Raw genomic sequence first — 19989 nt, 5'->3', positions numbered from 1 at the left:
CCTCCGCGCCTGGAGAGCCCCGCGAGGACAATGCGCCCATGAGCCTGCTCATCCGCCACGCCCGCCCGCTCCCCTTCCGCTCCCAGGCCGAGCTGAGCCGCCTGCGAGCCTCGGGCACCACCACGCCGGCCCCAGCGGTCCGCGAGCCGGTCGACCTGCTGATGGAGGGCGGCGTCGTCCGCGAGGTCAGCCCCGACCTGTCCGCGGCGGGCGACGGCACGGAGGTCCTCGACGTCGAGGGCGCCTTCCTCATCCCGGGTCTGTGGGACGGCCACGCCCACCTCGACCAGGAGGCCGCCCAGCGCTTCCGCATCGACACGACCACCACGCGCTCCGCGGAGGAGGCGCTCGTCCTCGTCGCCACCGCGCTGCGCGACGCCGAGGCCGCCGACACCCGGCCCCTCACCATCCAGGCCTGCGGGCACCGCCTGTCGAACTGGCCGCGGATCCCCACGGTCGCCGAGCTTGACGCCGTCACCGGCGACGTCCCGACCGTCCTCGCATCCGGCGACTTCCACTCCGGCTGGCTCAACTCCGCGGCGCTGCGGATCCTCGGGCTGCCCGCCGCCACCGACGCCGACCCGGGCGCGCCCGTGCGGGAGGACGTCTGGTTCGACGTCGTCAACCGCCTCGACGAGGTCCCCGGCAACCGCGAGGGCCGCGAGTCCGGCTACCGCGCGCTCTTCGCGGACACCCTGTCCCGCGGCGTCATCGGCGTGGTCGACATGTCCTGGACGGCGCCGTCGTCGTGGGGTGAGCTGCTGACCCGCCTCACAGCGGAGGCCGGCCGCGCCGTCGCCGTGCCGCGCATCCGTTCGGCCGTGTACCGGGACCGGCTCGAGGAGTCGATCGCGGCGGGCCTGCGCACCGGGGACCCGATGCCGGGGACGCCGCTGGCCGGGGACGGCACGCCCCTCGTCACGCGCGGGCCGCTCAAGATCATCGCCGACGGCTCCCTCGGGACCGCGAGCGCGCACCTGGCCGACCCCTACCCGGCGGAGGTCGGCGGCGAGCACCCGCACGGCATCGCGAACGTCGGGCCGGAGGAGCTGACGGCGCTCATGACGCGGGCGCGGGAGGCGGGCTACGAGGTGGCGATCCACTCGATCGGCGACGCCGCGATCGCGGACACCGCGGTCGCCTTCCGAGCCTCGGGCGCGCGGGGTCGGATCGAGCACGCGCAGCTCATGCCGGCGGACGCCGGGCCCGAGGGCGCACTGGCGACGCTCGTGGCCTGCGGGGCGCACTTCTCGGTGCAGCCGGCGCACCTCATCGACGACTGGGCGATGGTGGACCGGATCTGGCCGGGACGGAAGGATCGCGCCTACGCCTTCGCGGACATGGTCGCCGCGGGCGGTGCGCTCGAGCTCGGCTCGGACGCGCCGGTGGCGCCGCTGGACCCGTGGCTGGCGATGTCCGCCGGGGTCGGGCGCGTGACGCCGACGGGTGAGGTGTGGTCCCCGGAGCAGCGACTCACGCCGGAGGAGGCGCTGGCATCCTCCGTGGACGGGGCCGGCCCGGTGGGCGTCGGGACCGCGGACCTCGTCGTGCTGGGCGAGAACCCGCTGGGGCTCGACGCCGAGGCGCTGGGGGCAGTGCGGCCGCTGGCGACGGTGCTGGGCGGGGAGGTCGTCTTCCGCCGCTGAGCGCGGCGCCGGCGAAACCGCGTCATCACGGGCGCATCGCGGTTTCATCCCGGGTCGGTCTCGGTATCGTCGACGCCGCCCCGCACGCACAGGAACTGCCTAGGGTCGCCCCTGACATCCCTCTTGCGTGAAAGGACACGCCCGTGACCCCCACGGCCCGTTCCCGTTCCCTGGCGTCGCTCGCCCTCGCCGCCGCACTGTCCCTCGCCGGCTGCGGCGGCACCGGCTCCACCTCCGGCTCCGGCGCGGCCTCGGCCTCCGCCGGCACCACGGCCTCCGCGAGCGCCTCCGCCTCGTCCGCCTCCACCGACGCCCCGCTCACGCAGGCCGGCGCGAGCACCTCCGCCTCCTCCGACGACGAGGCCTGCGGCACCGGGACCGCGGAGGAAGCCATCGCCTCCGCCGCGCCCAGCATCAAGTACCACGGGGAGGTCTTCACCGGCGGCGTGTACGGCTGGGACCACACGCACTACGACCCGACGAGCACCTACGACCCCTGCGCGACCCTGTCCTGGGTCGAGCTGCACCAGGCCGAGATGCCGACGACGGCGGCCAGTTGGGTCCTCCTCTTCCACAAGGGCACCTTCGTCTCGACCGCCCGTCAGGCACCGGTTAACGGCGTCAACTCGGTGGACCGGGTCGACGACAGCACGATCTCGATCACCTACGGGACTCCGCAGTACGCGGGCAGCACGGAGGGCACCTCCACCGCAACCTCCACCTACACGTGGGACGCGGACAAGGAGGCCATCGTCCGCACCGGCGACATCCTCGACCCGCAGATGGAGCTGCCCAGTACCGCCTCCAGCTCCTCGAGTGCCGCCTCCACGACGGCGGCCGCCGACTCCGCCCCGGTCGAGGGCGCCTACGCTGGCGCCGGCGGCGACCGTCCGGCGAGCGCCGTCGCGGTCTCCGGCGACGCGATCGTCACCCCGAGCGGCAACATCGGCTGCGACTTCTCCAGCACCGTCGGCAACAACGGCTGCGGCGTCCTGTCCTACATCGAGGACCAGCCCGAGGGCGTCGCCGCCGGCTCGGGGCACACGAACTGGTGGATCTACCTCGACGGTATGAACGGCTCCGGCGGCGTGCCCGAGGTCGGGCCCCGCGGCGACGCGCCCGCCTTCGCGAGCGGTTCGGCCATGACGGTCGACTACGGCCAGGTCGTCTACTCCGGCGACTGGGTCTGCGCCTCCGAGGAGGCCGGCCTGACCTGCTGGAACGACAAGACCGGGCACGGGGCCTTCATGAACCGCTCCGGCACCGAGACCTTCTGACGCACCCCCAGACCTCCGAGGCGATCCCATGCGCACGACGCGCTCCGCACTGTCCCTGTCCACCCTTGCCCTCACGGCCGCCCTCGGTCTGGTCGGCTGCGGCGGCGCGTCCTTCAGCACGAGCGGCGCCGCAGCGCCGTCGTCGGCCGCTACGACGACGCCCGCGAGCGCGACGGCCTCTCCGACTGCGTCGAACGCCCCGCTGACCGAGGGCTCGGCGAGCGCGTCCGCGAGCGTCGACGACGAGGCCTGCGGCACCGCTCCCCAGGACCAGGCGGTCGAGGCCGCCAAGGCGAAGATCCACGACGACCTCTTCACGGCACACTCTTGGGCCGTGCTCGACGGCGGCCCGGCCTTCGACCCCTGCGCCGACCTCTCGGCGATCCGGTTGTACCAGCCGGACGGCAGCACCATGTCCGCGCAGTACGTGCTGCTGTTCCATAAGGGCCGCTTCTACTCGACGGCGCAGACCGAGCCCTACGGCGTCATCCTGGGGCAGATCCGCCAGGTCGACTCCAAGACGATCGAGTACGACGTCATCAACGCCGGCAGCCAGCAGGACCTCGCCAAGACGACACCCGACGCGACGCTCCGCTACGCGTGGGACGCCGACTCGGAGCGCGTCAGCCAGTCCGGGAACCTCCCCGACCCGGCCTACGCGCTGCCCGACCCGGCCTCCTCCTTCACGTCGGGCTCCGACGGCTCGGCATCGTCGAGCACCTCCGCGGCCGCGGCCCCCGTCGACGGCGCCTACCCGGGCGCGGGCGGTGCTCGTCCCAGCGAGGCCACCGAGGCGACCGGCATCTACACGAGCCCCTACGGCGGGGACACGCTCGCTCTCATCCGGACACCCTCGGGCAACATCGCCTGCGACGTCTCGGCGACGACGGCGAGCTGCGGCGCCACCGAGAGCGCCTGGCGCGGCATGGACCCGAACGGGAACATCTCGCAATGGAGCTACGGGGTCGGCACGACCGGCGAGGCGAGCATCGAGAGCCGCGGCGACAACCTCATGGCCAACTACGAGTCGGGGACCGCGCAGACCGTCGCGTACGGCAGCGTCGTCTACTACGGCGACTTCGTCATCGCCTCGAGGGAGAACGGCGTGACGGTCTGGTCGACGAAGTCGGGCCACGGCTTCCTCATGAACAAGACCGCCGTGACGACGTTCTGACGGCTCCGGTGACGACGCCGTGCCCCTCAGGCACGCATGCTTGACCACCTCGAGTCGGCACGACAATACTTGGGACCGCCCCCTACTGCGGTAGGTGAGGGAAGTAGACGCCGGTGCTCCTGTGAGGTCATAGGGCCCGGCGTTCGCGCTGCCTAGGCGAGGTTGACTCTCTCGATCTGCACCTGACGGGCCAGCAGGTCCCAGGCGCGAGAGTCGCCCGCAAGCGCGTCGCCGTAAGCTCCGAGCACCTGGTCGGGCACCCACAGGCGCGCATCCTCCTGCCCGAATTGGTGCACCAGCTCGAAACCCTCGGGGATCGCATGGCTGAGGGGGGCCACCTTGACCGTCGTCTGGTCCTCCATGTCCTGCACGTACTGGCGGCGCTCGAGCGTCAGAGCGGTCACGCCGTACTCCTCGGCTAGGACGCTGATGAGGGTGGCCAGGGAGCGTTGTCTCGCCGCCTCCTCGCGGACGCCTTGCCCGAGGGGTGCAGCAGCGACGACCACGTGCGTCGCGGGACTCGATCCGATCACCGCGCACACACGCCGGGTGACGGGCTTGGGCGTGTCCCTCCAGTTATTAGACATGTCAGAGGGAAGCCGCCCAGGCAAGCCCTCCACCCCCTCACGAGAGGAACCACCACCATGGCCCGCGCCATCCTCAGCCACGACCCCCAGCTCGGCACCACCCTGACCACCCCCACCCCCTACGGCACCGAGCCCGAGACCCTGCGCACCACCCTGACCACCCTGGGCTGGAACTGGGTCCCCGCATGGGGACAGTGGCACCACACCATCACGAACCCCACCGACACCGACGCGCTCGCGGCCGCCCGCACCATCGTCACCACCCTGACCGACTGGGACGTCGACGTCCACGTCGAGACCACGGTCCCCACCGCCACCCTCCTGAACCCCGCCGACCTCGACATCATCCCCGGCGACTGGGTCCGCTCCCAGCGCACCACCCTGGAGGGTCCCTTCGTGCGCATCGACCTGTTCGGCACCACGCCCCGCACCGAGACCGGCGACCCCTGGCGCCAGGTCACCGCCGTCACCAACACCGGCGAGCCCACCGTCACCCTCACCGACCCCCACCACCTCGACGACGACGGGCACCCCACCACCTTCCCCGTCCCCGCCACCATCCTCACCGGCCACCACCCGACCCACTGACCCGTCGCGCTCGCGGGCCCTGGTGGCCCGCGAGCGCGACGCCACCGTCCCCGGACACACGTGGGGTGCGCGTCCGGCCGGCTGGCCAGGCGTGCACCCCACGTCGGTTATTCAGGTATCACTGAACAGCATTACACGTTTATTTGGCACTCAGCCAAGCAATGTCGTAGGTCAGTGAATCCAGTGGGCAACGTCTGATGTTGCGGAAATTGTCGCTGCTGCTGTGGAGAGAATGACGCAGGTTACGTTCATAACCGTGTACCACCTTCTACAAGCGCCGTTCGTGTTGCTGGAACCGTTGGTATTGTTCGAGTAGGTAGTCATAATTAACTCCTTGGAGTTTTGTTTACCGGCATTGCCGGACCGCCGGGACGACCCCGTCGCGGTGTATTCAGTCTGGCACCTTGGAAGCGGGAAGTCACGCGCCCTTCGCCCCCCCCCCCCCTCGAGCAAAACCTTACGAGTTTGCGATGCGTTTAGTGACGCCTTTTTCTGAGGGATTTCTCGATATTTCGCACAGAGTTCAATAATCAGCCACAGAGTCAAGAGATGAAGCGGAGAGTCCCGAGTGCAGTGAAATCCTCTCTTGGTGTGTCGTCGATCACTTCGCGTCGTGAGCCTTACGATCCCAGCTACCCCCGTAGTCAGCAACGCGCTGCAGCTTCGAGCCGCGCGCGAAGTGGGCGAGGGAGTCGGTGAGCGTGTCGTCATCCTCCTCGCACACGTACGCCCCGAGCAGGTAGTCGGGCTCCGGCACGCCCGTCCACCGCACGCTCTCATCCCCGAAGGCCATCACCGCCACGCAGTGAGGCTAGCCGCCGCAACCGCCGTCGCGGTCGGTTCTCCACAGGTGAGGCGATGAGCTGCACCCACGGTGTACCCACGGGGTTCCACGCGCTACACATGAAGAACCCCGGCACCCAACTTTTCGTTGGAGTACCGGGGTTCTTACTGGCGGTAGCGCTGGGATTCGAACCCAGGGTGGCTATGAACCACACAGACTTTCGAGATCTGCACCTTCGGCCGCTCGGACACGCTACCTCGGGGGTCGAGGTTACACGGCCGGTGCCCGGTCGCCCAATCAGCACCCGCTGCGACCTCGCTCACGGCCCGACGGCGGGGTCGACGTCGCCACCCCAGCTCGTCGCGCCCCTCAGTCCTCCGGCACCTCGCGGATGACCTTCGCGGGCACGCCGCCGACGACGGTCCGCGCGGGGACGTCCTTCGTGACGACGGAGCCCGCGGCGACCACGGCGCCGTCGCCGATGGTGACGCCGGCGAGGACGACCGCCTTGGCGCCGATCCACACGTCCTCCCCGATGCGGATTGGCGCCGGGATCGTCTCGCCCCGGCGCGCCACGGACAGGTCGTGGTTGAGGGTCGCGAGGACGACGTCGTGCCCGAGCAGGCTGCGCGCCCCGACCCGGATGCCGCCCTGGTCCTGGAAGCGGCACCCGGAGTTGAGGAAGACGCCCTCGGCGACGTGTGTGTTGCGCCCGAAGTCGGTGGTGAAGGGAGGGAAGATCATGAGGCCCTCGGGGGCCGGCTCGCCCGTGATCTGCGCGAAGAGCTCGTTGCGCTCGGCGATGGTGAGCGGCTCGCTGTTGAGCCTGGCCGCGAGGCGGCGGTTCTCCTCCCCGACGGCGATCATGAACGCCTGGATCCGGGGGTTGCCGGAGAGGGACTCGCCGCGGGCGGCGATCTCGCGGAACTCCTCGATGGTCAGGTCGGGGCCGCCGACGTTCTCACTCGCTTCGCTCATGCGGGCAGGCTACCGACGGCGTCGTGGGCCGGGCAGGGCGCAGACAGGCCCCGTCTCCACCTCCCACGGCGCCGGCCGCGCGCCATCGCGGACGGGGCCGCCCCGCGCGGCCCGCCCCCTCACCGCCTCCCGGCGAAGAACTCCTCGAGCAGGGCCGAGGCCTCGGTCGCCCGCAGCCCCGCCACGACCTCGACGCGGTGGTTGGCGCGAGGGTCGCGCAGCACGTCGCGAACGCTCCCGCAGGCGCCGGTGCGCGGCTCCCACGCCCCGAGCACCACGCGCTCGACGCGCGCGAGCTGGATCGCCCCCGCGCACATCGTGCACGGCTCGAGAGTGACGACGAGGGTGCAGCCGTCCAGGTGCGAGTCGCCCAGGGCGGCGCCGGCGGCGCGCAGGGCGCGGACCTCGGCGTGCGCCGTCGGGTCCCGCCGCTCCTCCCGGGCGTTGGCGGCCTCGGCGAGGACGACGCCGTCGGGTCCGAGGACGACGGCGCCCACGGGCACCTCGCCGCGCCCGGCGGCCTCGCGGGCGAGGTCGAGGGCCCGGTCCATGGCGGCGCCGTAGCGCTCCTCGGTCAGGCTCACGGCACCAGCCTCGCACGCCCCCGCCGCCCTCCCGGCGAGCCCGCACACCCCGCCCGCCGGAACTGTGCTCTACTGCACACGCACACACGGATAGGCCATAAGTCCCAGCGGGTGAGCACGTCATGTCTTCGGCGCGATTCCGCACTTCCGTTTGCCAGCGCTCCCGAGCGCTGCAAGGCTGAACGTGATCCACGGAACCGAATGGAGTGACCCGGTGACCCAGCACCCCACCCCGAAGGCCGCCTCCGCCGATCCCACGGCGCAGCGCCCCGTCCTCACCTCACCGACCGACGACGAGCCCGGCCCCGCGGCGAACCCGCCCGAGGAGGAGCTCAACGGCCAGCCCGTCAACTGGGGCGTCTTCATCGCCTCGGCGATCATCATCGCCGGCGTCGCCCTCGCCGCATTCCTCGACCCCGAGGCCGTCCAGTCCGCCTTCGACGCCTCCGTCGCCTGGGCCGGCAAGTGGTTCGGCTCCTTCTACATCCTGCTGCTCACCGCGGCCCTCGTCTTCGTCGTCCTCCTCGCGGTCACCCGCTACGGGCGCATCAAGCTCGGCCCGGACAACTCCACCCCGGACTTCTCCACCTTCTCCTGGGCGGCCATGCTCTTCGCCGCCGGCATCGGCACCGGCATCATGTTCTTCGCGATCGCCGAGCCGGTCGCCCAGTACGTGAACCCGCCCACCGGCGACGGCGAGACCATCGAGGCGGCCCGCAACGCCGTCGTCCTCACGATGTTCCACTACGGGATCTCCGGCTGGGGCGTCTACGCGATCATGGGCATGGCGATGGCCTACTTCGCCTACCGCCGTCGCGACGCCCTCGCCGTGCGCTCCACGCTCCGCCCGATCCTCGGCGACCGCGTCGAGGGCTGGGTCGGTGACGTCGTCGACGTCGCCGCGCTCGTCGGCGGCGTCTTCGGCATCGCGTCCTCCCTCGGCGTCGGCGTCGTCCAGCTCAACGTCGCCCTCGACATCCTCTTCGGCATCCCCCAGGGCACGGCCGCCCAGATCGGCCTCATCGCGCTGAGCGTCGTCATGGCGACGATCTCCGCGACCTCCGGCGTCGACAAGGGCGTGCGCATCCTGTCCAACCTCAACGTGCTGCTCGCGATCCTCCTGGCCCTGTGGGTCCTCGTCACCGGCAACACGGCCTTCCTCATCGACTCCCTCATCGGCTCGGTCGGCGACTTCGTCACGCAGTTCCCGCACCTGACGATGGAGACCTACGCCTACGACCGCCCTGAGCAGTGGCTCAACTCCTGGACCCTGTTCTTCTGGGCCTGGTGGATCACCTGGGGCGCCTTCGTCGGCATGTTCCTGGCCCGCATCTCCCGCGGCCGCACGATCCGCCAGTTCGTCGCCGGCGCCCTCGTGCTCCCCTTCACCTACGTCGTCATGTGGGTCTCGATCTTCGGCAACAACGCCATCGACCTCATCCGCTCCGGCAACCAGTCCTTCGCGGAGACCACCCTCAAGACGCCCGAGCAGGGGCTCTACCTCATGCTCGGCGACCTGCCCGGCTCGAAGATCCTCATCGCCCTGTCGCTCTTCGTCGGCATCCTCTTCTACGTGACCTCCGCCGACTCCGGCGCCCTGGTCATGTCGAACCTGTCCAGCCGCATCAAGGGCGAGCGCGAGGACGCCGCCCCGTGGCTGCGCATCTTCTGGGCGACCCTCACCGGCGTCCTCACCATCGCCATGCTGCTCGCCGGAGGCATCAACATCCTCCAGCAGGCGACGCTCGTCATGGCGCTGCCCTTCAGCTTCATCATCGTCCTCATCGGCTACTGCCTCTCCAAGGCGCTGCGAGCCGAGGCGAGCTGGGACCTGGCCCGCTCCCAGGCGATGCGCAACCGCCAGCTCGGCTTCACCGGCACCGCCGCGGGCCTGCGCCGCGTCTCCTGGCGAGACCGCCTCGCCCACACCTTCGACTCCGTCAGCCCCGCCCAGGCGCAGCGCGCCCTCGACAACCGCATCGTCCCGGCCCTCCAGGCCGTCGCCGCGGAGCTCGAGAAGGAGCAGCTCGACGCCGAGGTCTACGTCGAGGGCGAGGAGGCCGCGGACCCCGACGACACCCGCACCTTCCACGGCCGCGCCACGCTCCTCGTCACGGACCCGAACAACGAGGCGCGTGACGGCGAGACCGAGACCGACGCCGTCGAGCGCTCCCAGGGCCACCGGGCCTTCCGCTACGTGGTGCGCATGGTGGAGACGCCGGCGCCCCAGTACGGCGGCGCGGGCCTCAACGAGGCCGACGACACGACGATCCGCCTCGAGGTGCGCCCGTGGGGCGGCGGCGTCGGCTACGACGTCCTGGACTGGTCCGCGGACCAGGTCGCCCACGACGTCCTCGACCACTACGAGCGCTGGCTCGAGTACCTCGGCACGAGCGAGTCCGTCAGCTACTGACGCGCCGCCACCCAGCGCCGTCGGGCTCCCGACGGCGCTCGGTGGGACCGCCCAGCGCCACCGCGCTGACGAGCGGGCCTCCCCGGATCCGTCCGGCGAGGCCCGCTCGCGTCGTCTCCCCGGGACCGTACGAGGCGCCCGGCACGCGCGGTGCCCCCGTCCGCCGTTCGTGGCCGCCGCCACGCCGTAGGCTTGCCCCATGCGCCTTCACGTTGCGAACCACCCGCTCATCGACCACAAGCTCTCCGTGCTGCGCGATGAGACCACCCCGTCCGCCGTCTTCCGCCAGCTCGTCGACGAGCTCGTGACCCTCCTGGCCTACGAGGCCACGCGCGACGTGCGCACCGAGGAGGTCGAGATCAAGACCCCGATCACGACCACCACCTGCCGACGCCTGGCCGAGCCACGCCCGATCGTCGTCCCGATCCTCCGCGCGGGCCTCGGCATGCTCGAGGGCATGACCCGCCTGCTCCCGACGGCGGAGGTCGGCTTCCTCGGCATGCGCCGCGACGACGACACCCTCGAGATCGAGACCTACGCGAACCGCCTCCCCGACGACCTCGACGGCCGTCAGGTCTTCGTCATCGACCCGATGCTCGCCACGGGCCACACCCTCGTCGCCGCCATCGAGTACCTCTTGGACCGCGGCGCCAGCGACGTCACCGCCCTGTGCCTCATCGCCGCCCCGGAGGGCCTCAAGGCCCTCGAGGAGGCCGTCGGGGACCGAGCCAACGTCACCGTCGTCACCGCCGCGGAGGACGACCACCTCAACGAGCGCTCCTACATCGTCCCGGGCCTCGGCGACGCCGGCGACCGCCTCTACGGCATCGTCGACTGAGGTCGCCCTGTTCGGGCCCACCGGACGGGGAACAACGACGCGCCCGCCGCTCCGTGATGGAGCGACGGGCGCGTTCGCGAGGGCCGAGAGGGCTCGGGACGTCCCGATCTCGAGGTCAGGACGTCCCGATCTCGACGAGAGGGGCTCAGAAGGCCGGGATGACGGACTCGTCGGTCCACTTCTCCTCGATGAACTTCTTGAGCTCGTCGGAGTTGAGGAGGGCGGCGAGCTTGGCGAGGGCCGCGTTGTCCTTGTCGGCGGTGCGCACGACGAGCTCGTTGGCGTAGGGCGAGTTCTCGCCGGGCTCGAGGACGAGGGCGTCGTCCTTCGGGGACAGGCCGGCCTCGAGGGCGTAGTTGCCGTTGATGCAGGCGGCGTCGGCGTCGGCCATGGAGCGGGCCACCTGGGCGCCGTCGACCGTCTTGAACTTGAGGTTCTTCTTGTTCTCGGTGACGTCGACGTCGGTGAGCAGCTCGACGCTCGGGTCCACCGTGATGAGGCCGGCGGTCTCGAGGAGGCGGAAGCCGCGGGCGGTGTTGGCCGGGTCGTTGTTGAGGATGATGGTGCCGCCGTCGGGGATGTCGTCGACCGACTTCACGGTCGAAGAGTACAGACCCATGGGCTCGATGTGGACCTTCGCGGTGGCCGTGAAGTCGTAGCCCTTGTCGTCGATCTGCTGCTTGAGGAAGTTCGGCGTCTGGAAGAAGTTGGCAGCCAGGGAGCCGTCGCCCAGCGAGGAGTTCGGCGTCTGGTAGTCGTTGATGGACGTGATGTCCAGGGAGATGCCGGTGCCGGCGGTGAGGTTGTCCTGGACCCACTGGAGGATCGTGACGTGCGGCTCCGGGGAGGCGCCGACCTTGATGGTGGCGGTGTCGCCGGAGACGGTGATGCCCTTGGTGGCGACGTCCTTGACGTCCACGGCACCGGCCGGGGCGGCCGTGGCGGCGGCGTAGAAGGGGGCCTCGGAGGCGACGGCCGTCGCGTCGGAGGCGGCCGAGGCGGTGGAGTCCGCCGAGGAGGATCCGGAGTCGTTGCCGCAGGCGGCCAGGGTGAGGGCGACGGCGGAGGCGAGGCCGCCGGCGAGGGCGGAGCGACGGGTGATGGTGAGCGACATGCGAGTGCCTTTCGGGTGGGTGGTGGGTCGGGACGGTGGGGCCGGCGCCGTCAGCGGTGGTCGACGAGCCGGGCGAGGAGGTCGCCGACGACCTGGATGACCGCGACGACGAGGACGATGGTGATGACGGTGATGACCATGACGTCGGTCTGGTAGCCGTTGTAGCCGTACTGGATGGCGAGGTCGCCCAGGCCGCCGCCGCCGACGGCGCCCGCCATGGCGGAGTAGCCGAGCAGCGTGATGATCGTGACCGTCGCGGACTGGATGAGGGTGGGAAGGGCCTCGCGGACGAGGACCCCCCAGGTGACCTGGCTGCCGGAGGCGCCCATCATGAGGGCCGCCTCGACCTTGCCGTGGTCGACGTCGTTGATGGCCGTCTCCACCAGTCGCGCGTAGAAGGGGATGGCACCGATGGTGAGCGGGACGCAGGCGGCCTGCCAGCCGAGCGACGTCCCGGCGATGAGCCGGGTGAGCGGCACGATCGCGACCATGAGGATGATGAAGGGCATCGAGCGGCCGATGTTGACGATCTGCGAGAGGATCTCGTAGACGGCCCGGTTGCGGTGCTGGCCGCGCTTGCCGGTGGTGACGAGCGCCAGGCCGAGGAGCAGGCCGAGCAGCACGGTGATGATCCCGGAGACCAGGGTCATCTCGATGGTCTCCCAGGTGGCCTGGCCGAGCTTGCGCTGGATGACCGGGTTGTTGAACCAGGTTCGGTCGTCCGCGGCGGCGAGCACCGTGTCGAGGCCCGGCGTCTTGACGGCGAGGGAGGCGGCCAGGGCGGTCAGGGTGCTCATCGGCGGACCTCCGCGTGGACGCCGGCGGCGGTGAGGGCGTCCACGAGGGCGTCCCGTCGCTCGGCGGGGATGGTGAGGGCGAGCCGGCCGACCTGGGCGGTGCCGAGGGTCTCGAAGACGCCGGCGGCGACGTCGGCGCCCTGCTGGGCGACGAGGCCGAGGACCTGGGAGGCGGCGGGCTGGCCGGGGTGGGCGACGAGCGCGACGTCGACGACGGCGTCGCGGGCCCCCACGGCGTCCTCGGGGACGGCCGGCGGCGGCACGAGCTCGTGGGACAGGCGGGAGGTGACGTCGCCGACGACCTCCTCGATGGGGCCGGACTCGACGATGCGGCCGGCCTCGAGCAGCGAGACGGAGTCGCAGATGGAGCGCACGACGCTCATCTCGTGGGTGATGATGACGACGGTGACGCCGAGGCGGTCGCGCACGTCGCGGATGAGCTCGAGGATCGAGCGGGTGGTCTCCGGGTCGAGGGCGCTCGTGGGCTCGTCGCACAGGAGGACGGCGGGCTGGTCCGCGAGCGCGCGGGCGATGCCGACGCGCTGCTTCTGGCCGCCGGAGAGCTGCGAGGGGTAGGAGCTGCCGCGGTCGGCGAGGCCCACGAGCTCGAGCATGCGCTCGACGGTGCCGCGGCGCTCTCCCGACCTCACGCCGGCCATGGCGAGCGGGTAGGCGATGTTCTGGGCGGTGGTGCGCTGGTCGAGCAGGTTGGCGTGCTGGAAGACCATGCCGATGCTGCGACGGGCGTCGCGCAGGTCGCGGGCGGACAGGGAGGACATGTCCTTGCCGGCGACGCTCACGGTCCCGGAGGTGACGGGCTCGAGGCTGGTCAGGCAGCGCACGAGGGTCGACTTTCCGGCGCCGGAGGTGCCGACGATGCCGTGGATGGACCCCGCGGGCACGTCGAGGCTGAGGCCGTCGAGGGCGCGGACCTCGGAGCCGTCGCGCAGGCGGTAGACCTTGTGAACGTCGCGCAGGGAGATCATGCGGCCGTCGGCCGCCGTCGTCGGGGCGGGGGATGCGCTCACTCGTTCCTCCATCGGTCCTGGCGGAAGCACCCTCACCGCGAGCGGGGGTTGCTGCAACGTCGACGAGCCAGGTCTCTCGGTTGCTCTGGATGGGTTCAAGGCAGGACGCTAGGCGGCTCGGCTCACAGGGGCAAGCCCCGTCCGCTCAGGGGGACGAAGGTCACGCGGATCGACCGGGCTCCTCCGCGGCCCCGCGCAGGGCCCGGGGCCCGGGGCCGTCCCGCACCCGGTCCGTGCGCACGGTCGGTCTAAGGCCGGTCCCGGTGCGGGCACGTTTGCGTGACGACCTCGCGGTCGCGTGCGTCGCCCCTCCCCGGGCACCGGGGCGCGTGCCAGGATCCCTCCGTGATGATCCTGGAGACCCCGCGCACCACCACCGACGACGCCCGCGCCGACGTCGCCGAGGACATCCTCGGGGAGCCCTGGGTGGCCCGCCGCATCCCGGTCACGGTCTCCGACGCCGCTCCCGGCGCCGACCACGCCGTCCTCGTCCACCAGCGCGAGGCCGCCACGGCCCCCGGGGAGTCGCCGCGCCACTCGCGGGCCGTCCTCTACCTGCACGGCCGCAACGACTACTTCTTCCAGACGGGGCTCTCCGACGCGCTGCTCGGGGCCGGCTACGAGTTCTACGGGCTGGACCTGCGGGCCTGCGGGCGCGCCGGCCTCGGCTACCGCTCCCCGCACGACGTGCGGGACCTGCGCGTCCACGACGAGGAGATCGCCGAGGCGCTGCGCATCATCCGCGAGGAGCACGGGCACGACGTCGTCGTCCTCAACGCGCACTCGACCGGCGGGCTCTCGGCCGTCATCTGGGCCTCGGACCACCCGGGCACGGTCGACGCCGTCACGCTCAACTCCCCGTGGCTGGACCTCCAGGCCGGCGGGCTCATGCGCTCCTACGGCTCGGCGGCGATCGACCTCATGGCGCGCCGCGACCCGGACCGGATCATCGTCGACTCGCCGCTGGCCGCGCAGCGCGACACCGAGCTGGCCGGCCGGCGCGACGAGGTCCTCGGCGAGGGCGCGGGCACGGACTGGGCCGCGGGCGCCGCGCTCGGCGACGTCGAGGACGACCTCTACGCCCGCGTCCTGCACCAGCGGTGGGGCGGGGAGTGGGACTGGGACCTCACGCTCAAGCCCTCCCCCTCCTTCCCGGCGCGGGCGGGCTTCATGGCGGGGATCCGTCGTCTCCAGCGCGACGTCCACCACGGGCTGGGGATCACGGTGCCGGTGCTCCTGTGCTGCTCGACGACGTCGGGCGGGGACCACCCGACGCGCGAGGACGCGCTGTGCAGCGACGTGGTCCTGCACGTGGACCAGATGATCGCGCGCGCGCCCTACCTGGGCGACGACGTCACCCTGCGGCAGGTACCGGGCGGGGTCCACGACCTGGTCCTCTCCCCCGAGCCGGCGCGCAGCGACTACCTCGCCGCGCTCACGGGCTGGCTGCGGGCGCGCCTCGGCTGAGACGGGCTCCTGCCGGCGCCCGGGCCCGGCCGACCCCTCCTGCACGGCCCGTGCGCGCGACGTGCGTGCGCCGGGCGGCGTCCGCGAGGGCGCTGGGCGGCACCTGTGCGCATGGGCCGCGCGAGCCTGCGGGGAGCATGGCCGTCGTCGCGCGATGACGGGCGAGCCGGGCGACGCGGGCTCCAGGGCCGGCCGCGCCGGCAACCGGCGACGAAGCCCCCAGCGAGGCGCACCCGCACCCGGTCCCTGACGCGCACGGGCGTCGTCGGAGCGTGGGGACCGCCCGCGGGAGCGGCGCGTGGCGAGGTCCCGCCACACCCCATTTAGCAACTTATCAAATTCTTGGTTTTCCCTATGGCCACATATGGATCGGTGTCGTTACCTTTTCGTGACCGATCTGGTCCCGCGGGCTCCCTCGACCCGCCGTCGGGCCCACCCCGGGCCATCCCCTCAGGAGGAAATCCAATGAGAACACTCGCACCGAGGAGGGCGCGCACGCTGCTCTCCGCCGCCTCGGCAGGGCTCCTCGCGGCCGGAGCCCTGTCCGCCGCCGCTCCCGCGATCGCCGGCCAGGCGACCGCCGCCCCCGCCACGGACCCCGTCGACACGACGAGCACCGCCGTGAGCACCACGGACGACGCGGCGACCTCGAACGCCTACATCGTCAAGCACAAGGCGGACTCGGAGCCCGCCGACGTCCTCACCGCCCAGTCCGCCGGGACGGACGTCGAGGGCGAGCTGCCCGCGGCCACGACGACCGCCATCGACGAGGCCGCCGACGCCACGAGCGCCGACGTCGACGTCGAGGCCGTCACCGCCCACTCCGGCGACCTCGCCTCCGTCCAGCTCTCCAGCACCCTGGACGAGGCGGACGCCCAGGCCTTCGTCAGCTCGCTGAGCTCGGACCCCTCCGTCGAGTACGTCCAGCCCGACATCGTCATGACGGCGCTCGCCGTCCTCAGCACGCCGAACGACACCTAGTTCTCCAAGCAGTGGGACCTCGGCCCGGCCTCGAGCTGGGGCATGAACGCGACCGCCGCCTGGTCCAGGGCCACCGGCGAGGGCGTCACCGTCGCCGGCACAGTCGCCGCGCAGACCAGCAACTTCACCGGCACCGCCGGCGTCGCCCCGAACGCCAGGATCGAGCCCGTCCGCGTGCTCGGCCTGTGCGGCGGCTCCTCCTCGGACATCGTCGACGGCATCACCTGGGCCTCCGGCGGCCACGTCAACGGCGTGCCCGACAACGACAACCCCGCCAAGGTCATCAACATGAGCCTGGGCGGCTCGGCCAGCTACTGCCCGAGCTACTACCAGGAGACCATCGACGCAGCGACCGAGCGCGGCTCGATCATCGTCATCGCCGCCGGCAACGAGGACGACGACGCCGCCGACGACACCCCCGCCAACTGCGACAGCGTCATCACCGTCGGCTCCACCGGCGACCAGGGCGCCCGCGCCTACTACTCGAACTACGGCAGCACCGTCGAGGTCTCCGCTCCCGGCGGCGACATGAAGTCCGGCGAGGGCATCCTCTCCACCGTCGACTCCGGCACCACCACGCCGCAGGGGGCCGACTACGGCTACATGCAGGGCACGAGCCGGGCCACCCCGCACGTCGCGGGCACCATCGCGCTCATGGCCCAGATCAAGCCCTCGCTCACGACGGCGGAGGCCACGCGGATCCTTCAGGACACGAGCTACCCGCTCGCCAGCTGCGACACGGGTGCCGGCACCTGCGGCACCGGCATCATCGACGCCGCCGCGGCCGTCGCCTCGGTCGCCGGCACGACCCCGGCGCCGGAGCCGACCGCCCCGGCCACGACCGAGCCGACGGCGGCTCCGACGCCGACGACCAACACCGGCAACCCGACGGGCGGCCGCGGCATCGGCGAGTACTACTACTGCCGGATCTTCGGCTGCGACTGAGTCGCGCCGTCACGGCCGAGCACGGCGCCACCGGCGGCGCCCACGGCACGGCGGGCCGTCCCGGGAGACCCCGGGACGGCCCGCCGTCGTCGTGCTGCGCCGTCAGCGGCGGGTTCGGGCGACCTCGGCCAGGGCCGGCTCGAGGGCGCCGACGACCCGCTCGACGACCTCGAGGGTGTCCTCGAAGTCGGCCTGGGTCCCGTACCAGGGGTCCGGCACGTCCAGGGAGTAGCGAGCGCGCGAGCCGTCCGCGATGACCTGGCGCTCGGCCAGCGCCGCCGGGTCGTAGGAGCGGAACATGCGGATCCGGTCCGTGTCGACGCCGAGGCGCTCGGCGCGGCGGGTGAGCTCGCGCAGGTGGTTCGAGGTCATGGCGAGGAGGAGGTCGCTTCCGCGCAGCTCCTCGTCGCTGACGCGGTGGGCGCGGTGGGTGCTGATGGCGCGGGCGGCCGCGGCGGCCGCGGCGTCGTCGCCCTCGCCGTAGCCGGCGGCCGCGAGGGTCCGCAGGGCGCGGCGGTCGATGGGGTTGCCGAGCTCCTCGTCGGAGACGCCCGAGGAGGTCACCGCGACGCCGTCGGGGCCGCGGTCCGGGACGCCGTCGCCGGCGAGGCGGCCTGCGAGGACCACCTCCGCCATGGCGGAGCGGCAGATGTTGCCCGTGCAGACCATGGCGACCCGGTAGGGGCCGTCGGTGCGGAGGGGCTCGGGCAAGTCGGAGGGAGTGATGGTGGCTGACACGCGTACCAGGGTCTCGCTCATGCCCCGAGGTTCTCAACCGGGACCCAACGGACGGGCAACGACGCCCGAACGCCCCGCCAACGTCGCGCGAACGGCCTCGCGACCTCGGTCACACGGCCGGGCGCCGACCCCGGGGCCGACCGTGCGACCTCCGGGGCGCCTCCCCACGGCCGTGCGGCACCGCGCCCCGGGCCGCGGTCCGTCCCGTTCCACGCCCCTCACCTACGCTCTGCCCATGACCAACCCCGCCCTGCCCGAGGGACCCCGCACCCCCACCGCCGTGGACGCCGTCGCCGAGGACCACGTCGACCGCCTCGCCACCCTCTCCCCCGAGTTCGCCGTCGCCACCGGGCTGCCCGGCCACCGCGGCGCGCTCGACGACTACTCCCCCGCCGGCCTCGCCGCCCGCGACGACCTCGCCCGCCGCACCCTGAGCGCCCTCGACGGCGTCACCCCGACCGACGACGTCGACGCCGTCACCGTGGCCGCGATGCGCGAGCGCCTCGGCATCGACCTCGAGGACTCCGAGGCCGGCGACGACCTCAGCTACCTCAACGTCCTCACCTCCCCCGTCCAGACGATCCGCGACGGCTTCGACAACCTGCCCACCGCCACCACCGGCGACTGGGAGGACTTCGCCTCCTGCCTGCGCGACGTGCCGCGCGCGCTCACCGGCTACGCCGAGTCGCTGCGCCTGGCCGCCTCCCGCGGCGACGTCGCCGCCGCCCGCCAGGTCCGCGCCGTCATCGGCCAGGCCCGCGACCAGGCCGGGGAGTCCGCGTCCTCCTTCACCAACCTCCTGCGCACCGCCGTCACCGCCGACGGCGAGGCCCTGCCCACCGCGCTCACCGACGAGCTCGCCGAGGCGGCCGCCGTCGCCCGCGCCGGCTACGCGGAGGTCGCCGAGGTGCTCGAGCGGGAGATCCTGCCGCTGGCCGGGGAGGCCGACGGCGTGGGCCGCGAGCGCTACGAGCGCGCCAGCCGCCGCTTCCTGGGGGCCGTCGTCGACCTCGACGAGACCTACGAGTGGGGCCGCGAGCGCCTCGCCGCCATCGACGCCGAGCAGCGCGGCATCGCCGAGCGGCTCTACGGTCCCGGGGTGAGCGTGCGCGAGGCCCTCGACCGCCTCGACGCGGACCCGGCCCGGCAGCTCCACGGCACCGACGCCCTCCAGGCCTGGATGCAGGAGGCCGCCGACGGCGCCATGGCCGCGCTGGACGGCACGCACTTCGACATCCCGGAGCCGGTGCGCACCATCGAGTGCCGCATCGCCCCGAGCCAGACCGGCGGGATCTACTACACGGGCCCGTCCGACGACTTCTCCCGGCCGGGCCGCATGTGGTGGTCCGTGCCCGCGGGGACGACGGACTTCGCGACCTGGCAGGAGAAGACGACCGTCTTCCACGAGGGCGTGCCCGGACACCACCTCCAGCTCGGCATCCAGACCTACCTGCGCGACCGGCTCAACTCCTGGCGGCGCCTGGCCTGCTGGGTGAGCGGCCACGGCGAGGGCTGGGCCCTGTACGCCGAGCAGCTCATGGCGGACCTCGGCTTCCAGGACGAGGACGGGGACCGCATGGGCGTCCTCGACTCGCAGCGGCTGAGGGCGGCGCGCGTCGTCCTCGACATCGGCGTGCACCTGGGCAAGGAGCGTCCGGCCGAGCTGGCGTCCCTGCCAGGGGTCGGTGAGGGCGCGTGGGACCACGACTCCGCGTGGGCCTTCCTGCGGCACAACGTGGCGATGAGCGAGGGCTTCCTGCGCTTCGAGCTGGACCGCTACCTCGGCTGGCCGGGGCAGGCGCCGTCCTACGCCGTCGGGCAGCGCCTGTGGGAGCAGACGCGCGACGCGTGCCTGGCGCGCGGGGAGTCCCTCAAGAGCTTCCACACGCGGGCCCTGTCGCTGGGCAGCGTGGGCCTGGACGTCATGCGCGACGCGCTCGTGCCGGCGCAGGGCTGACGCGGGGCGGGGTGCGACGGGACGCAGACGCCCGAGCATCTGCCGCAACCCGAGCCGAACCGGCGCTTTTGGCCCCGACCTGCGGAGAAGACC

The 19989-nt window shown here is 72.3% G+C and carries 18 protein-coding genes, 1 tRNA gene and 1 riboswitch; of the genes, 10 read left to right on the top strand and 9 right to left on the bottom strand.

Annotated features, from left to right (window positions below; all coding sequences use genetic code 11):
* Nucleotides 1-38 precede the first annotated feature (38 nt).
* The 3 genes from AXF14_RS05210 (at nt 39) to AXF14_RS05200 (ending at nt 4097) form a co-directional block, all read left to right on the top strand.
* Nucleotides 39-1646 carry an amidohydrolase gene (locus tag AXF14_RS05210; protein WP_084355374.1) on the top strand — a complete coding sequence of 536 codons (1608 nt, stop codon included), beginning with the start codon at nt 39-41 and terminating at the stop codon, nt 1644-1646.
* A gap of 143 nt (nt 1647-1789) precedes the next feature.
* Nucleotides 1790-2923 (top strand): LppP/LprE family lipoprotein, encoded by a 1134-nt coding sequence (locus tag AXF14_RS05205; protein ID WP_067941417.1) that lies wholly within the window; start codon nt 1790-1792, stop codon nt 2921-2923.
* Between the two features lie 28 nt (nt 2924-2951).
* A complete protein-coding gene (locus AXF14_RS05200; protein WP_067941415.1) occupies nt 2952-4097 on the top strand; it encodes an LppP/LprE family lipoprotein in 1146 nt (381 codons plus the stop codon).
* Between the two features lie 152 nt (nt 4098-4249).
* Here the strand turns inward: AXF14_RS05200 and AXF14_RS13595 are convergent, their stop codons facing one another.
* On the bottom strand, nt 4250-4501 hold the full coding sequence (locus AXF14_RS13595) for a hypothetical protein (protein ID WP_150118427.1): 252 nt from the start codon (nt 4499-4501) through the stop codon (nt 4250-4252).
* 240 nt (nt 4502-4741) lie between these two features.
* Between AXF14_RS13595 and AXF14_RS05190 the strand changes: the two genes are divergently transcribed.
* Entirely contained in the window at nt 4742-5272 is a 531-nt protein-coding gene (locus AXF14_RS05190; protein WP_067941410.1) for a hypothetical protein, read from the top strand.
* Nucleotides 5273-5873: 601 nt separating this feature from the next.
* Here AXF14_RS05190 and AXF14_RS05185 read toward each other — a convergent pair.
* The 4 genes from AXF14_RS05185 to AXF14_RS05175 all read right to left on the bottom strand — a co-directional run bounded on the left by AXF14_RS05185 (nt 5874) and on the right by AXF14_RS05175 (nt 7618).
* Nucleotides 5874-6074, bottom strand: coding sequence for a hypothetical protein (locus tag AXF14_RS05185; protein ID WP_067941408.1), 201 nt, complete (start codon nt 6072-6074; stop codon nt 5874-5876).
* 150 nt (nt 6075-6224) lie between these two features.
* A tRNA-Ser gene (locus tag AXF14_RS13590) sits at nt 6225-6313 on the bottom strand.
* Nucleotides 6314-6425: 112 nt separating this feature from the next.
* Entirely contained in the window at nt 6426-7034 is a 609-nt protein-coding gene (locus AXF14_RS05180) for a DapH/DapD/GlmU-related protein (protein WP_084355373.1), read from the bottom strand.
* 119 nt (nt 7035-7153) lie between these two features.
* Entirely contained in the window at nt 7154-7618 is a 465-nt protein-coding gene (locus AXF14_RS05175) for a nucleoside deaminase (protein WP_390881960.1), read from the bottom strand.
* Nucleotides 7619-7832: 214 nt separating this feature from the next.
* Between AXF14_RS05175 and betT the strand changes: the two genes are divergently transcribed.
* Nucleotides 7833-10031: a choline BCCT transporter BetT gene (gene betT, locus AXF14_RS05170; protein ID WP_211260138.1), complete on the top strand. Its 2199-nt coding sequence runs from the start codon at nt 7833-7835 to the stop codon at nt 10029-10031.
* Between the two features lie 199 nt (nt 10032-10230).
* Nucleotides 10231-10869 (top strand): uracil phosphoribosyltransferase, encoded by a 639-nt coding sequence (gene upp / locus AXF14_RS05165; protein ID WP_067941406.1) that lies wholly within the window; start codon nt 10231-10233, stop codon nt 10867-10869.
* Between the two features lie 145 nt (nt 10870-11014).
* Here the strand turns inward: upp and AXF14_RS05160 are convergent, their stop codons facing one another.
* The 3 genes from AXF14_RS05160 to AXF14_RS05150 all read right to left on the bottom strand — a co-directional run bounded on the left by AXF14_RS05160 (nt 11015) and on the right by AXF14_RS05150 (nt 13820).
* Nucleotides 11015-11983 (bottom strand): MetQ/NlpA family ABC transporter substrate-binding protein, encoded by a 969-nt coding sequence (locus tag AXF14_RS05160; RefSeq protein WP_067941404.1) that lies wholly within the window; start codon nt 11981-11983, stop codon nt 11015-11017.
* A gap of 50 nt (nt 11984-12033) precedes the next feature.
* Nucleotides 12034-12780 carry a methionine ABC transporter permease gene (locus AXF14_RS05155; protein WP_067941402.1) on the bottom strand — a complete coding sequence of 249 codons (747 nt, stop codon included), beginning with the start codon at nt 12778-12780 and terminating at the stop codon, nt 12034-12036.
* Entirely contained in the window at nt 12777-13820 is a 1044-nt protein-coding gene (locus tag AXF14_RS05150; RefSeq protein ID WP_067941400.1) for a methionine ABC transporter ATP-binding protein, read from the bottom strand. Before AXF14_RS05150 ends, AXF14_RS05155 begins: the two co-directional genes overlap by 4 nt.
* Nucleotides 13814-13904, bottom strand: a riboswitch (SAM riboswitch). It overlaps the preceding gene by 7 nt.
* Nucleotides 13905-14156: 252 nt before the next feature.
* On the opposite strand from AXF14_RS05150, the gene AXF14_RS05145 reads away from it, so the two are divergent.
* The 3 genes from AXF14_RS05145 (at nt 14157) to AXF14_RS05135 (ending at nt 17201) form a co-directional block, all read left to right on the top strand.
* On the top strand, nt 14157-15275 hold the full coding sequence (locus AXF14_RS05145) for an alpha/beta hydrolase (RefSeq protein WP_067944041.1): 1119 nt from the start codon (nt 14157-14159) through the stop codon (nt 15273-15275).
* A 465-nt stretch (nt 15276-15740) separates the two neighbouring features.
* The gene (locus AXF14_RS05140) at nt 15741-16256 is read left to right on the top strand and encodes a hypothetical protein (protein WP_067941398.1); all 516 of its coding nucleotides are present in this window, start codon (nt 15741-15743) and stop codon (nt 16254-16256) included.
* Between the two features lie 42 nt (nt 16257-16298).
* Complete coding sequence (locus tag AXF14_RS05135) at nt 16299-17201, top strand: S8 family serine peptidase (RefSeq protein ID WP_067941396.1); 903 nt, start codon at nt 16299-16301, stop codon at nt 17199-17201.
* A 102-nt stretch (nt 17202-17303) separates the two neighbouring features.
* On the opposite strand, the gene AXF14_RS05130 is transcribed toward AXF14_RS05135, so the two are convergent.
* Nucleotides 17304-17960, bottom strand: a complete 657-nt coding sequence (locus AXF14_RS05130) for a low molecular weight protein-tyrosine-phosphatase (RefSeq protein WP_067941394.1) — start codon at nt 17958-17960, stop codon at nt 17304-17306.
* Nucleotides 17961-18174: 214 nt separating this feature from the next.
* Here AXF14_RS05130 and AXF14_RS05125 point away from each other — a divergent pair, with 214 nt between their 5' ends.
* The gene (locus AXF14_RS05125; protein ID WP_067941393.1) at nt 18175-19896 is read left to right on the top strand and encodes a DUF885 domain-containing protein; all 1722 of its coding nucleotides are present in this window, start codon (nt 18175-18177) and stop codon (nt 19894-19896) included.
* The last annotated feature ends 93 nt before the right edge of the window (nt 19897-19989 follow it).

It is taken from the genome of Actinomyces radicidentis (genome assembly GCF_001553565.1).
Lineage (GTDB): Bacteria > Actinomycetota > Actinomycetes > Actinomycetales > Actinomycetaceae > Actinomyces > Actinomyces radicidentis.
This window is presented reverse-complemented; position numbering and strand designations above follow the sequence as displayed.

Coding starts and splice junctions, on each gene's coding strand:
- AXF14_RS05210 (WP_084355374.1), top strand. CDS start 39: ATGAGCCTGCTCATCCGCCACGCCCGCCCGCTCCCCTTCCGCTCCCAG.
- AXF14_RS05200 (WP_067941415.1), top strand. CDS start 2,952: ATGCGCACGACGCGCTCCGCACTGTCCCTGTCCACCCTTGCCCTCACG.
- AXF14_RS05190 (WP_067941410.1), top strand. CDS start 4,742: ATGGCCCGCGCCATCCTCAGCCACGACCCCCAGCTCGGCACCACCCTG.
- AXF14_RS05180 (WP_084355373.1), bottom strand. CDS start 7,034: ATGAGCGAAGCGAGTGAGAACGTCGGCGGCCCCGACCTGACCATCGAG.
- upp (WP_067941406.1), top strand. CDS start 10,231: ATGCGCCTTCACGTTGCGAACCACCCGCTCATCGACCACAAGCTCTCC.
- AXF14_RS05160 (WP_067941404.1), bottom strand. CDS start 11,983: ATGTCGCTCACCATCACCCGTCGCTCCGCCCTCGCCGGCGGCCTCGCC.
- AXF14_RS05155 (WP_067941402.1), bottom strand. CDS start 12,780: ATGAGCACCCTGACCGCCCTGGCCGCCTCCCTCGCCGTCAAGACGCCG.
- AXF14_RS05150 (WP_067941400.1), bottom strand. CDS start 13,820: ATGGAGGAACGAGTGAGCGCATCCCCCGCCCCGACGACGGCGGCCGAC.
- AXF14_RS05145 (WP_067944041.1), top strand. CDS start 14,157: ATGATCCTGGAGACCCCGCGCACCACCACCGACGACGCCCGCGCCGAC.
- AXF14_RS05140 (WP_067941398.1), top strand. CDS start 15,741: ATGAGAACACTCGCACCGAGGAGGGCGCGCACGCTGCTCTCCGCCGCC.
- AXF14_RS05135 (WP_067941396.1), top strand. CDS start 16,299: ATGAACGCGACCGCCGCCTGGTCCAGGGCCACCGGCGAGGGCGTCACC.
- AXF14_RS05130 (WP_067941394.1), bottom strand. CDS start 17,960: ATGAGCGAGACCCTGGTACGCGTGTCAGCCACCATCACTCCCTCCGAC.
- AXF14_RS05125 (WP_067941393.1), top strand. CDS start 18,175: ATGACCAACCCCGCCCTGCCCGAGGGACCCCGCACCCCCACCGCCGTG.